This is a genomic window from Sphingobacterium wenxiniae, from assembly GCF_900116225.1.
Classification (GTDB): Bacteria; Bacteroidota; Bacteroidia; order Sphingobacteriales; family Sphingobacteriaceae; genus Sphingobacterium; species Sphingobacterium wenxiniae.
In genome coordinates this window covers 166658-181622 of the sequence record NZ_FOZZ01000002.1, presented here as the reverse complement: position 1 = coordinate 181622, position 14965 = coordinate 166658, and the positions used below count along the sequence as shown (strand labels likewise).

Below are 14965 nucleotides of genomic sequence, written 5' to 3'. Positions count from 1 at the left end.
CAAAAATTGTTCTTAAGGAGAGTCGTGTTGAGGTGAAATGGAGGTTTTCTTTCGGCAATATATCATACCTATCCTTAGAGTTAGCGAAGCGATCTAAGGATGATGAATAAAAAGGTAGTCTTAGACTACTAAATATTAAAAAGTCCTTACTCCTCCTCAAAAGGCTAAGGAAAGGAAAAACGACAAAACAAAACACCCCCGATCTAAGAAACTTCGGCGTTTATACCCCACAAACAAAAGAGATTACTTATTTTTATAGAGTAAACCATCATGAACATCCAATGAAAAGTAAAATCATCTACTTCCTAGGTATGTTTATTATATTGCTCTGCTGCTCTTGGGGATTTTATGCGCATAAGCTTATCAATCAATCGGCTGTTTTTACTTTACCTACCCAATTGGCTCAATTCTACAAAAAACATGTCCAGACTATTACCGAAAAAGCTGTAGATGCAGATAGACGTTGCTATATTGATACCTTAGAATCTCCCCGACATTTTATTGACATCGATGACTACGAGGAAGAATCGATAGATTCCATTCCAATACACTGGAGTAAAGCGGTCGCCAAATATGAAGAACGACGTTTACGTGCACAGGGAATCGTACCATGGCAGATATACCGCTCGTACCAAAACCTGGTAACGGCCTTTGCCGATGGAGACGTCACACGTATCGTTCGGTACTCCGCAGATTTAGGACATTATATCGCCGATGCACATGTGCCACTGCACACGACCAAAAACTACAATGGGCAGTTCAGCGAACAAATAGGTATACATGCTTTTTGGGAAAGCCGATTGCCCGAGATGTTTGCGGGCAAGTACAATTTATTCGTTGGTAAAGCTGAATATATAGAAGACCCTTTGCAATTGGCCTGGGATATTATTAAAGAAAGCAATGCCTTAGTAGATAATGTCTTGCAAATAGAGAAAGAATTATCCAACAGCTTTCCGAAACACCAGCAAAAAAGCTACATCAATCGTAAGAATGTACTGGTGCTGACCTATTCCGACGATTATGCCAAAGCTTATCATGACAAAATGGAAGGTATGGTAGAAGCACGAATGCGAAAATCCATTCAGCGGATAGGTTCATATTGGTTTTCAGCTTGGGTAGATGCCGGACAGCCAAAGCTCAACATGAAATATAGACCATTGGAAACAGAGGATATTCCCGATATACAGAATAAAAGAATTATCGGTCGGGAAGAATGGCATTAGTTTTTCTCTTCGTACCTCATCATGAGGGTGCCTAAAAAGCTCAACATCATCGTCATTGCGAGGCAACGAAGCCCCGCCTGAGGCGGGAATGATGTTAAAAACGCAGATTGGTTTCCTTCGGAGCTGCTTCGCGGTCGTCGCTGCGCTTCTCGTCCCGAATGCTTTCGGGAACGCGTTTTTAAGTTTGGAGAACTTTTTTAGACACCCCATGGTGAACTATAGAAACACAGCGTTTTTCAAAACAGTCAAAGACTCCTCTATTTCACTTTTGTTCAAGTGACCAAAGCCCAGACGCATTGCTGCTAATTTCTTATTTTGATACAACAAATTTTGGGGAATAAACAGCCCCTTTGGCACACAGTTATTTGCCAATTTAAAAAGGGAGATATTATTATTCCAGATTGTCCAGACAGCTAAGCCTCCAGTAGGTCGTTGGAAAGACACAATATCTTTAAACTCTGTCTCCAAAATATCACAGAAATAATCCCGACGCTCGCGGTAAACTTTCAACGATTTTTTCAGATGCCGATGGATTTCTCCTTCTTCGATCATTTCGCCTAAGGCATGCTCCATAATCACATCACCTTGCCTATCTATAATCCCCAGATATTTGCGCATTTCCACCATCAAGTTGTCTGGTGCAACAACAAACCCTGTTCGGAATGTCGGAGCCAATGACTTGCCAAAAGATCCTACGTAGACCACCATGCCATCCACATCAGCACTTGCCAAGGGCATTACGGTCGATTGTTCGTATAGAAAGTCACCATCATAATCATCCTCCACAATGACAAAACCATATTCCCGAGCCAGCTGCAGTAAAGCGATCCTTCTTTGTGCAGATAGCGTGACTGTCGTTGGGTAATGGTGCCGTGGCGTAATATACACCATACGTAATTCGCCCGTGCGAAAGTTTTCCGCTATATACTCCACATTTAGTCCTTGTTCATCAACCGGAACAGTAAGCACCTTCGCACCCAATCGTTGAAAAACCATATTAGCCGAGAATAAGCTAAGTTCCCCTACCAATACCTTGTCACCCTGTGTAATCAGAATACGGGAAATGATATATAAACTCATCTCCACACTTCGGGTAATCAATACATTACTTTTCGAAATATGTAACCCTCTGGAAAAGTTCAGGTAATTGCTCAACTGCTCTTTGAAATAAGCACTGCCATCCTGATGGAGCTGTGTCATACGTTTAAGGGTGGTTTTTCGTTTCAAAGAAGCTGTATACAGCCGTGAAAGATTTTGCAACTGGGTTAAGCGGATATCCGGTGTGCCATCACTAAAATAGAAATCACTTTTGGTAGATTCAAAAGGAGAATCAAGTACCGTAGACTTCCGAAAATCATATCCCGTCTGCGATGGATATTGCGCTAAAGACACCAACTTGGCATATGGTTTTTCCAACTTCAGCAGCTGTTGTTGGTGAATAATAAATGTTCCCTTATTTGGTCGAACCTCCACCCAGCCTTGTGCTTCCAGTTCATTGTATATAGCAATAACCGTTTTACGGTGCACATGTAATCGTTCCGATAAAGCGCGGCTTCCCGGTAGTTTTGTACCCACCATCAGGTATCCACGTTGCACGGCATTAATGACCTGCTGCGCCACCTGTAAATAAATCGGCTGAACAGATTGTCTATCAATCTGCACAAATCCAGAAAACAAATCCAAAACCGGACTACTCATTATATTAAAATCGGAACCATCAAATAATCCGGAAAGATAGCACTTTTGCGCCATGAAATTAAAAAACAGCAGACAAATCTTATTAGCCACAGTCCTGTTACCACTATCAGGTATAGGACAAGATATGAGAAAGGATAGTATACCGGAAGTGATGGTGCATGCTAATCGTTTACAAATTCCATTCAGCAAGGACAACCGCAACGTAGAGATCCTGACAGCCGAAGATATTCGACGCCTACCGATTAAAACCTTAAACGAAGCCTTGACATTCTTAAATGGTGTAGATATACGACAACGCGGACCTTTTGGCTCACAAGCCGATATGAGCATCGACGGCGGAAGCTTTGAACAGACCTTATTGCTTGTCAACGGTGTCAAAGTTGCAGACCCCCAGACAGCGCACCATAACCTCAACTTGCCTATCCCTTTAGAGGCGATCGAAAGAATTGAGGTATTGCGTGGAGCGGCTGCGCGCATATACGGCATGAATGCACTTACGGGTGCAATTAATATCATCACAAAAACGGCTAAACAAAGCAGCATACATGCACATCTTTACGGTGGATCTTCTTTCAAAGACCGTGAGGAGGAGGAAAAAGATGGTATATATTACCATGCTGGAGCACAAATCGGAGCGACCTTATTTCAGGAGAAACATCAGCATCAATTTTATTACAACAAAGAGCAATCCAACGGACAACGTTATAATACGGCTTCGGAAAATGACAAACTCCATTACCAGGGTCAATGGGATATCAATAGCGATAATAAAATTGAATGGTTAGGAAGCTATATGCACAATAGATTCGGTGCCAATGGCTTTTACGCAGCTCCTGGAGATAAGGAATCAGAAGAGATTGTGGAAACCGTATTTGCCAGCATCAGCTCTACCCATCAGCTTAGCGATAAGCTATCCATCACTCCCCGCCTAAGCAATCGTTATAATGAGGATGACTACCGCTATTTCAAACACGATCTGTCTCGTGCGCGCAGCCTGCACTACAACAATGCTTTATCTATGGAGCTGAACAGCCGTTATCAAACGGGGTTTGGAGATTTTGGACTGGGTTGGGAATCCCGACTGGAGCGTATCAATAGTTCAAATTTAGGTGACCATGAGCGCAACAATCATGGTGCTTATGCGGAGTTTCGCACAGAAAGCATCAGAAGATTGACCTTGAATGCAGGCGCTTATTTAAATTACAACAGTCAATACGGTTGGCAACTCTATCCGGGAGTCGATATGGGCTATGCGCTGCATCCCAACTGGAAAGTCGTGTTCAATGCCGGTTCCAGTCAGCGCATACCTTCCTTTACCGACTTATATATCAACCAGCGTCCAGGCAATATTGGCAATCCAGATTTACGTCCGGAGGAAGCTTGGCAATTGGAGGGTGCAATTAAATTTCAGCGTCAAAACCTGACCGCTCATGCGGGTTATTTCCACCGTACTATCGATAATTTCATTGATTACGTAAGGGACAATGCCGATGAACCGTACCAACCTTTTAATCTTGGGCAGAATCTGGTCAACGGAATCAACACGAATATAAACTATCATTTCACAGAAAACCACACGACATATCATATCAACTTAGGCTATAATTATTTAGACCCAAGTATCAAAACACCGGAAGGCGTAGATTCTAAATACAACCTGCGTAGTTTAAAGCACCAAGCCAAGCTATTGTTATCCGCAAGCCAAGATACCTGGCGCATTTCTGTAGCTAATCGCTGGAATCAACGGATGTCTCGGAAAGCGTATTTCTTGACCGATATACGTTTGAGTTATGCTTTTTCAGACATAAATATTTACGCTGATGTGCAGAACATCTTCGATGTTACCTATATCGAAAGTGCTGCCATTCCTATGCCGGGAAGATGGTTTAGTATGGGAGTAAGATATAATTGGTTGAAAAAATAAAGGAATAAGATGGTGTCCGAAAAGATTATTAACCATTAAAAAAACGCGTCATTGCGAGGAGCGATAGCGAGGAAGCAATCTACGTTTTGCCGTCACCAGATTGCTTCGTTACCTCGCAATGACGGTGACGGCGGGTTTTTCGGACACCCTTATTCCTTTACAAAGTTTTCCGGTTGTCTCCGGAGTTGGTATCGATAAGTTTATTGTACGGGTCTACCCCTACTTCAACAGGTTCTTCCGACACGATAAGCACCACTTTATTCGCTATCTTATCAATTTTATGTTTTGCCAGATAAATAGGCTGTTCCTTCTCCTCTTTTCCCTCTCCTTTTTTCTTTCCAAACACACCAATTTCGATATAATCCTGTAAAGGCAATGACTGTACTTCTTTTTTATTGATTGCTGTTTTCAAGGCCTGCCCTTTCACATCTTCGTACAAACGTTTCCCTTTTTCATCCGTACGATATTTCGCGACTTTGAACTCGATATCAACCTGATATTTTCCATCCGCCAGTTTTTTATAAGAAGCTTTTTGAATATCATTATCATACACCGTAATGGTCTCGAACATATCCTTAATCGTATATTGCAAAGAGTCCGGAGTATGCTCCTTCAGCATCGCCACAAATTCCAAAGAAGTGGTATACGGTGCTTCCTGAAATGCCACTTTGGACACGTAGGCTTTTAGAAAATCGTTAAATCGTTGTTCACCCAGAAAATCACTCATTGCATACATGACCACAGCCCCTTTGTTATAATGGATATATTGCTGGTTTTCGTTCAATACCAATGGGTTTTCCTTCAATTTCTCTGCCGCTCTGCCTTTGAGATAGTTATCCAAGGATTCTTTTAAGAATTTCCGCATTTGCGATGCGCCATAACGTTTTTCCAACACTTTTAATGAGCTGTATTCCGATAACGATTCAGACATCACCGTTGCTCCTTTTACATTTGCACCAATAACCTGATGTGCCCACCATTGATGCGCCAGTTCATGTGAAATCACGGAATAAGCATAGTCTACCGCGTCAGGATTATCGTCATCCACCTTCGCAATAAAACCAATTCCCTCAGAGAAAGGCACCGTATTGGCAAAAGCTTGGGCAAAAGTACCATGTGTTTTTGGGAACTCGATGATACGCATCTGGCTAAACTGATAAGGACTGAATGCTTCTCCATAGTAAGCCAAAGAATTTTTCATGGCCAACATCATCCTGTCCAGATTATATTCATGTCCCTCATGATAATAAATTTCCAGATTGATACCATTCCACTCTTCTCTCTTCACTTCATATCGTGCAGACATAAACGCGTAGAAATTCAGCATTTTCTGATCCATCTTATAATGGAAGTACCGACGGCCATCTTCTTCCCATTCCTTTTGCAGATAGCCGGGTGCTATAGCAACCTGATCCGAAGATGTGCTCACCGTTGCTTCAAAGCGTATCCAGTCTGCATCATCAGCAATATACGTATTTTGCAAAGCAGTAGTATCCGTTGGCTCTGCCATACGATCACGTTCCGGCAAGCCATATTTCTTCCGTATGTCGTTATCCATCTGCTCCAGACTTTGCTCATAGCCGATACCCGGGAAATAACGGTTATTCATAAATGTTCCGTTCGCTAATACAGGCGAGCGATCTTTCAGAAAACTATTCGGTTTGTTTTTCACCTGGGAGAACATCTGCAAACTGTCACCTGGCTGTAATGGCCTTTCAAGTCCATAAATATTGAAACCAGCCACACTATCTCTTTGTACAAGTTTAGCATTGGCTATATAAATTGAATCCACTTCGTCGTGATAGTTAACCAAAATCGTATCAATGGCTACCTTCGATTTATTCTTCAGTACATAGTCCACTTTGGCAACGAAATCCCGCTCTTTCGGAAAAATCGCCATATCAACTTTCACATCTACAATACGGGGTTGTACATAGTGTTGATAACGTTTGTATTTCTTTTCATAATCAATTTGCTGTTTTTCATATATCTTGTTTGAAACATAATCTTCTGCCACGTTATTTTGGTAATATATGGCATATCCCAATCCCACAAAAGCGATACTTAACCCCAACACAGGAATCCAGATTGCAGGTCTAAACCTCGCTTTTGCTACCGCTAACCGGTCACGAACATTCGAGATAATACCCCTCCGCCAGAATAACAATGTCATGCCGAACAATACACCTGCAAACAACAACCAGTAAACTTTGTACCAAATGTAATGACGTACAGCTCCGTAACCATTCATATCCGAATAGGTATAAGCGGGACCTTGATTGAACTTAAAGATACTTTGCTCTATACCAATGCGCGACAACATCGGAATGCCCATCATCACAAGCAAACAAACAAAAAAGCCTACATAATAATTCTTGAAGAACGCATGGACAAAAAAGGCAAAAAGAATAATAACCAGATATTTCAGCAAATCCAATACAAACAGCTCATAAGCATAATGCCCGATCTCTATCTGAAAGAAACCACGTGCAAGCTGATAGCCAATACCAGTGAGCATACTGATACCTAACACCAGTATCGCTACCTTGATTAACGCAATTACCTTGGACAGCAACAACACCCAATTTGGTGTCGCCGTTGCGTCGACCAATAGGTTCATGCGAGCGGTAGACGAACGTTGCACCAACATGCCTGAAAACAGATAGATAATCATCGTCAGGAAAAATCCATAAATCCCGCCCATAGTGCTGAGTATCTGCCAGGTCACAGGATAAGTTTCCGTCCCGTAGATCTCTCCCGAAATCGACGTAACGACCACAACCATCAACACCGCAAAGATCATCATGATAATGAATATCCAGTTGCGTACAACGAATTTGAAATCACCATTGGAAAGATTCCAAGCTGTACGCAAACGCGTTAGGAAGGAATAATCCAACGTGACTTTCGGCAGATTGATGGTAATAATACTCCCGAAATTGTCCTTTGTGATACGTTTCCCTTTCTTTTTATTGCGCCATTGGAAGCCAGCATAAGAAAAATCAAAAGTCGCATAAACAGAAAATAGCACCAAAATCCCCAGCGAAGACCAAATCAACCGATTATAGAGCACAGCCCCTGAAAATGGAATATTCAGAAAGTTTTGTTCTTCGACGGTCCAATATTTCGTTTCATAATGCAAGGCTTCAAACCCAAAAGGGTCAATAAGCGCCGCCAGATATTCATTATCCATATTGTTCCGCACCCCTGCCAAAAATGCATCAAGTACGAACAGGAAAATGATAAAAATAAATCCGATATAAATATTCCGTGTGAAAGTCACCAAAGCGAATACAATAGCACCAAATAGCAACAGATTCGGGATAATCAAATAGACATACGCCTGCATATAAGACCAGAGGTGATTAGGTCCCAACAGCTCTTTATTCACATTGGGGAACAGCTGTACGGCAAAAAAGCCCAACGTCGTTGCCATGACAATGGCTACCGTGACCACCAATCCACTTAAGAATTTTGCAGAAAGATAAGATGTCTTATCCACGGAATACGAATAAAGGACCTGATGCACATTATATTTATAATCCCGATAAATAGCTCCACCAACAATGGTCGGCAAAAGGAAATACACAAAAATGGACAAGGCATTCAACATGCCGCTCACTTTCAAAGGTGAATTGGCGTACACTGGATCGGATGCCGTGACAGTTACATTGTCAAACAGCCCGATATTCGTTCCCATGACGAGGATAGCAAAACCAAAAAACACCGCAGCATAGATATAAAAAGCGGGATTCTTAACCCAGCGTTTTATCTCAAAAAGAAAAATCTGACTAAACATGTTGGCCCTGCTCCTTCTTTAGATTTACGAAATATACATCCTCCAACATCGGCTGCGCAGGCATAAAGCTACTATCTGGCATTTCCGCGCTGTAAACACGGATATTCAAGGAATTATCGGCATTATAGTTGGACGAAATCACGTTGTATTTGGCTTGTTCTCCATCAAAATCAGCACGTTGGATGACTTTCCTCCATATCTTGCCTTCCAGCATCTTCTCACCCTCTATAGCGGTGCCGCGGTACAATACTTTTCCACCATTCATAATCGCCAGTTCATGGCAAAGCTCACGTACATCATCGACGATGTGGGTAGAGAAAATAACCGTATTGTCCGTACCGATTTCACGCAACACGTTCAGAAAACGCTGTCTTTCCGCAGGATCAAGACCAGCCGTTGGTTCGTCAACAATAATCAGTTGCGGCTTATTAAGCAATAATTGGGCAATACCAAAGCGTTGTTTCATACCCCCCGAATAGCCGCTTACGCTTTTATCCCGCACATCATATAGATTGGTTATTTCCAACACTTCCTGAATAATGCTTTTGCGTTCTCTGGTATTGGATATCCCTTTTAATTGTGCAAAATAATGAAGCAATTCTTCAGCTGATATATTGGGGTAAACACCAAACTCTTGTGGTAGATAGCCCAAAACCTTGCGCAGAGCCATTTTATCGGCCAATACATCAATACCTCTAAAGTTAATGCTTCCTGTATCAGGATTTTGTAAAGTGGCAATAGTACGCATCAGTGAGGATTTTCCGGCGCCATTCGGTCCCAGTAAGCCAAACATACCTTTTCCAATTTCAAGATTCACGCCATCTAATGCCTTGACGCCATTTTTATACGTTTTTGTCAATTCAGTAATTTGTAGACTCATTGGTTGTGATATTTATTTTTCAGTATATGTCGTACGAATTTGCAGTTTGTTACAGAATCTCTGATTTTTTTCACCGATTAAATTCCGCCTTTCACCTAAAATCCGCTTTCATTTACCTAAATACATGGTCTTTCTTGTTTATAACCCGCTTTCTTTGAAGAAATTATTTAGTACATGACAGAACAGAACAAATCATAAAAAACGCGTCATTGCGAGGAAGCATGACGAAGCAATCTGTGTTTTTTATGTCATCAGATTGCTTCGTTACCTCACAATGACGATGACATTATTTTTTGTCATTCACTGTAGAGAAATTAAACAAACAACACAATGGGATGGTTTACAATATTCAATAAACGCAAAACAGGTGATGTCCCACCTCAACCGATACAAATGTCTGCAACCGAGAACAACGCTTATGTTAGGCTCAATGGCGCTTCCGTTCATGACAATCAGGGATTGTTTCAGATATATAGCTATTTACAGCAGGATTTTGAGGCTAAAGGCTATAACGATGCGCTGATTAGTCCCGATGAAGGCTATAGAAACGACAATACCCGTCTGATAAAGTACGATCTGGAGATCCTTATCCATCAGGTCAAGACCTACCAGGACTCACTGATGAAAGACATGGAATTTCACATCCACTCGCGTAGCCGGGCTGGATTGATTGACTTGGTGGACGAGCTTAGAATCAAACAGACCGATTTATTAGCACAGATGGAAAAGGTACAGGAATTCGAGCAGAGCTTACAACAGGATACCGGCCTTTGCGAACGTGCAATATTAGCCTATAAGCGTGGATTTATGAAAGGTTTGGCTTCCATTACGCAAGCACATTTACTCCGTAAAAATTATTAAAAATGAAAGATTGGTGGTTAAAATTCGGTTGTTTCCTTACAGGGTTCAACTATAAATTAGTTAAAAACTCCAGCGAGCAATCGGCTAAAAATGTCAAAAAATATACTTCGGCCATGCTATTGATTGTACTGGTCTGGTTTTTCATAGGTTATAGCTTTGCTACCCGCTATCTGCATTTCGAAATCTGGGGTGGAATCATCGGTGGGCTGGTTATGGGCTTTGTCATTGTACAGATTGAACGTATCATTATTCTTTCGACAAAAGTAAGCGTTTGGTCTACAAGCTTTCGGGTGCTTTTGGCTTTGGTAATGTCCATCTTAGGTGCTTTTATTATGGATCAGATTACTTTCAAAGACGATATCGAACTGCGCAAAGCACAAGTGATGGATGAGCGGGTGAAACTTGCTGTACAACAGTCCGAAGCCGATATAGAGAAACAGCTGTTGGGTTTAGATAGCATGCTTGCCGGTGCAAATCAAAAATACGAGGCCGTCAGTGCAGATCTCAAGAAAAACCCTGTCATTATTACGACCTATACAAACAGTAGTGTAACCAAGGATAAAGAAGGGAAACCCATCAACAGCACCCAATCCACGAACCGTTCGGTCATGGAAAACCCAAAGAAAATGGAATTGGAACAGCTCCATAAGCAAATTGAGACCTTGCAGCAAAAACGGTTTGAATTAGCACAGTCTATTATGACGATTAAAGAACGTAAAGAGCAGGAGCTGAAAGCCTCAACCGGCTTTCTGGATGAGCTTACGCTACTGCACGATGTAGTCACCTCTTCAAACATCGGCATATTTGTGTACCTATTGTTTATGTTATTCTTTCTGGCGATAGAACTATTTGTCCTGGTCATGAAGCTAACCGATAAGGAATCAGATTACGACAAATTAATTAAACACCAAACAGCAGTACGCGTGCAGATGTTGGAAAAGCTACAGGCTTAATACCGTTGGTTGTCCGCGATAACAAAAATCAAATTTTATTGTATAACTCATAAATATCAAACACTATGTCTATTAAAGAAACCTTCTTTGTGACAGGCGAAAATCTGTTAAAGAGAATCAAGGAAATTATTGCCGAAGGCAATGTAACCAAAATCAGCATTTCCGATAAATCGGGAAAAGAAATCATGAGCTTTCCGGTGACCATTGGTGTCGTCGGGGTAGTATTTGCACCCGTCTTCGCTGCTGTCGGGGCACTGGCAGCTTTACTGACGGAATGCAAGATTACCGTGGAAAAAAGAAAAGAAGAACAAGAGGATGTAGATACTGCCTCGGAAGCCTTGACACCCGATGAAGAAACAGTCACCGAAGAGTAATCAAGTACTTTTTTCCGAAACCAATCCGCTTTAAAATTGTTAATACCTGTAAAAGAAAAACAGGTCATGAGCAACAAGAAAATAGGAATTATCGTTGGATCCTTACGCAAGGAATCCTTCAATAAAAAGATAGCCAACTACCTTATGCAACATGCACCGGAGGGCTATCAATTGGAATGCATCGAGATTGGGCAGCTTCCGCTGTACAATCAAGATTATGACGAGGGGAATACACCGCAATCGTATTCCCCTTTTCGTACTAAGGTAAAAAACATGGATGCCATTATCTTCGTCACGCCAGAGTATAACCGCTCGGTTCCCGGTGTATTGAAGAATGCCATCGACGTAGGTTCCCGTCCTTATGGACAGAGTGCCTGGGATGGCAAACCTGCATGGGTTGTCTCCTCCTCTATTGGTAATCTTAGTGCCTTTGGCGCCAACCACCACCTTCGCCAATCCCTGGTGTTCCTAAACATGCCTACACTCCAACAACCCGAAGTCTACATCGCAAATGTTCAAAAATTGTTTGATGAGCAGGGCAACCTCACAGATGAGAAAACAGGCAAGTTTCTACGGGATACATTGAGCAGCTTCATCGCTTTCGCAAAACGTTTTGACAAACTATAAATCAACCCGTTATGCATCCACTATTTGAGTATCGATTAAAACGGGTAGATAGTCCTTTTTGGGCATTCGCCATTCACGACGGACACCAAATCAGCGACGAAGTTATGCCCTATATGCGATTGAATGAAACCGAGCGCTTGCGTGAAGAAGATCCTTATACAGCGACTTTTGCGGAGCTTCCCGTTAACCAATTTATGGTCAGCACCTCGCGTTTTCAATTGGACATCAACCGACAGCCGGAAGATGCCGTTTATCTTCGTCCTGAACAAGCATGGGGGCTGCAGGTCTGGAAAAAGACATTACCCGCAGAACTTCTACACCAGTTGTACGCAGAACATGCCGCCATACATCAGAAAATTGAAGCTTGGATACAACATAGCATCGCACATTACGGCTTTTTTGTTGTATTGGATATACACAGTTATAACGCAAAACGAAGCAATCCAGATGATATAGTAGATACACATGCCAACCCACAGATCAATCTGGGTACGGCATATAATCATCCAAAATGGGATTATATCGCAAAGAGCTTTTCCGAAAGCATCTCGCAACACAAACTGTTCGATGGAGCAGTCGACATTCGGGAGAATATCAAATTCAAAGGGGGATATGTAGCCCAACAGCTCACCCAAAAATTTGGAGAACAGGGTTGTGTACTCTCTATTGAATTCCGTAAAGATTTTATGGACGAATGGACAGGCATCCCCTATCCTCCATTAATCAAAGAGTACAAGCAACTGCTGCTGTATGCTTTAAATAACCTGCAAGATCTATTTAAAAATGGAGCAAGATAAGACCCTGAAACAGATATTGCGCGCCATAAAGGAAAAACAGCCTATCCATAAGCAGATACCCAACAAGGGAAAGATTGTGTTTCAGAAGATAGTGCCGTATCTCTTTATTTACCGCGTGCCGACGGAGTCCAAGGACAGGCTATTGTCTGAACTGACGAAATCCGAATTGGCAAGCATTATCTATAAATCGGAGGAAGATGATAGCATCAGCCGTTGGATCCCTATCATTGCAAAAGCGTTGGCAGAAGAGTTTGGCACTTGCCTATTGGTAGAAGTATGGACAGCAGAAACAAAACAGAGCGAAGATATTGCCATCCATTTATCCCAGAAAAATGCATTGGTACTTGCTGAATATTTACAGAAGAATATACAGAAAGAAGCCCCGGAATTGTTGATTGCATTACGGAAAGATAAAAAACTACCAAAGCCCGAGCATTTACCCGCACTCTTGCAAAACAAGGATATAAAAGATGATATGGTTTTAACTTTGGGGCTTGCTATTCAGACACGTTATAAAAACCTATCAGGAACTTATCTTCCGCTGCTTTTGCGTGAATTTCGAGAATCGCTCGCCAAGAGTCTTTCCCGACTTTTCTTCGAGTTTGTCCGCCTATACACCACCGTAAAGGCTGCTAATTTCAAAATGAAGGGACACGAACGGTTAAGTCCCGAGATATATGAGATCGATGAACATCTAGCAAAAGAAAGTCAAAAGTTCGATTTCTTGCTTTTAATCACGCCCTTAAATAACCATGAAGCCTGGTTACAATTCAAAAAGGACAATTATCGAAAAGAGCCCGTTTTTCATTACAGGCCCATGCCCATCGATCCGGATTTGGTAAAGCGAAACCTATACAACTTACGCATCGAAGATATATACGATCCTACTGTGGCCTATATCCTAAGGGATAAACGGCGGGAGCTGGACGATATGATGACCATGTTGGCTTCGCGGGGTACGGCAGATTTCAAACACGGCAGTATGATGGTGTTTGGAACAGTCAGCGATGATTTGTTTGAGATGGCGAAAGCTTTACTCATTGCCATCGATAGCCTCCCGGCACGGGAAACAGTCGAAGAAGAGTACCTAAACGCACAGGAATTTGCCCGGCTTGCTGAGGCAGAGATAGCCTACTTGCGACAACAAGCTCCGCAATTCAACACAACAGTACGCATAAGAGACGATGTTTCGGGAATTATGGTCAACCACGGCACGCTCAATATCAGCAAACAATACCAGATTTCAAAAAGGCGGGCAATAGCACTCATCCAACATGAAATTGGTACACATGTGGTGACGTATTTCAACGGCAAAGAGCAGACGTTCAGTTCATTTCGTCAGGGCGTGCCGGGATACGAACAGTTGCAGGAAGGTCTTGCCGTACTTGCAGAATATCTCATAGGCGGCTTAACGAACGAACGCCTTCGCATATTAGCGGGAAGAGTTATCGCAGTGCGCAATATGGTTATGGGCAACAGTTTTCTCGACACTTTCACGCTATTGCACGAAGAGTACAACTTTTCGCTGTACACCGCCTATACCATGACAATGCGGGTATACCGTGCAGGTGGGTTGACCAAAGATGCTGTATATCTACAAGGGTTTATCGAGCTTATCCGATACATCCAGGATGGCAAAGATCTCAATATCCTAACCATCGGAAAAATCAGAGAAGATTATCTTCCCATTATTTCAGATTTGGTGCAACGGGGCATATTACGGAAACCTTTATTAAAACCTCGGTATCTGGAATCCCCTTATGCAGATAAGCTCAAGGATGTGCAGCAGTTTACCAGTATTTTCAAAATGATAAATTATTAAACATATT

The 14965-nt window shown here is 42.1% G+C and carries 11 protein-coding genes; 8 read left to right on the top strand and 3 right to left on the bottom strand.

Going from position 1 to position 14965, the window contains the following annotated elements:
• Window positions 1-281 precede the first annotated feature (281 nt).
• Window positions 282-1223: a zinc dependent phospholipase C family protein gene (locus tag BM375_RS03110; RefSeq protein WP_093363720.1), complete on the top strand. Its 942-nt coding sequence runs from the start codon at window positions 282-284 to the stop codon at window positions 1221-1223.
• 216 nt (window positions 1224-1439) lie between these two features.
• Here the strand turns inward: BM375_RS03110 and BM375_RS03105 are convergent, their stop codons facing one another.
• A complete protein-coding gene (locus BM375_RS03105; RefSeq protein ID WP_093364043.1) occupies window positions 1440-2921 on the bottom strand; it encodes an aminotransferase-like domain-containing protein in 1482 nt (493 codons plus the stop codon).
• A 52-nt stretch (window positions 2922-2973) separates the two neighbouring features.
• On the opposite strand from BM375_RS03105, the gene BM375_RS03100 reads away from it, so the two are divergent.
• Complete coding sequence (locus BM375_RS03100; RefSeq protein ID WP_093363719.1) at window positions 2974-4845, top strand: TonB-dependent receptor plug domain-containing protein; 1872 nt, start codon at window positions 2974-2976, stop codon at window positions 4843-4845.
• Window positions 4846-5002: 157 nt separating this feature from the next.
• Here the strand turns inward: BM375_RS03100 and BM375_RS03095 are convergent, their stop codons facing one another.
• Together BM375_RS03095 and BM375_RS03090 are read right to left on the bottom strand one after the other, a co-directional pair.
• Window positions 5003-8644, bottom strand: a complete 3642-nt coding sequence (locus BM375_RS03095; RefSeq protein ID WP_093363718.1) for an ABC transporter permease/M1 family aminopeptidase — start codon at window positions 8642-8644, stop codon at window positions 5003-5005.
• Complete coding sequence (locus BM375_RS03090; RefSeq protein ID WP_093363717.1) at window positions 8637-9524, bottom strand: ABC transporter ATP-binding protein; 888 nt, start codon at window positions 9522-9524, stop codon at window positions 8637-8639. The genes BM375_RS03095 and BM375_RS03090 overlap by 8 nt, the downstream gene beginning before the upstream one ends.
• A 330-nt stretch (window positions 9525-9854) precedes the next feature.
• On the opposite strand from BM375_RS03090, the gene BM375_RS03085 reads away from it, so the two are divergent.
• From BM375_RS03085 to BM375_RS03060, 6 genes are all read left to right on the top strand, one after another.
• Window positions 9855-10385, top strand: coding sequence for a hypothetical protein (locus BM375_RS03085; RefSeq protein WP_093363716.1), 531 nt, complete (start codon window positions 9855-9857; stop codon window positions 10383-10385).
• Window positions 10386-10387: 2 nt separating this feature from the next.
• On the top strand, window positions 10388-11338 hold the full coding sequence (locus tag BM375_RS03080; RefSeq protein ID WP_093363715.1) for a DUF4407 domain-containing protein: 951 nt from the start codon (window positions 10388-10390) through the stop codon (window positions 11336-11338).
• A gap of 65 nt (window positions 11339-11403) precedes the next feature.
• Entirely contained in the window at window positions 11404-11712 is a 309-nt protein-coding gene (locus BM375_RS03075) for a DUF4342 domain-containing protein (protein ID WP_093363714.1), read from the top strand.
• A 66-nt stretch (window positions 11713-11778) separates the two neighbouring features.
• Window positions 11779-12339 carry an NADPH-dependent FMN reductase gene (locus BM375_RS03070; protein WP_093363713.1) on the top strand — a complete coding sequence of 187 codons (561 nt, stop codon included), beginning with the start codon at window positions 11779-11781 and terminating at the stop codon, window positions 12337-12339.
• 11 nt (window positions 12340-12350) lie between these two features.
• Entirely contained in the window at window positions 12351-13136 is a 786-nt protein-coding gene (locus BM375_RS03065; protein WP_093363712.1) for an N-formylglutamate amidohydrolase, read from the top strand.
• Window positions 13123-14958, top strand: a complete 1836-nt coding sequence (locus BM375_RS03060; protein ID WP_093363711.1) for a peptidase MATCAP family protein — start codon at window positions 13123-13125, stop codon at window positions 14956-14958. Before BM375_RS03065 ends, BM375_RS03060 begins: the two co-directional genes overlap by 14 nt.
• The last annotated feature ends 7 nt before the right edge of the window (window positions 14959-14965 follow it).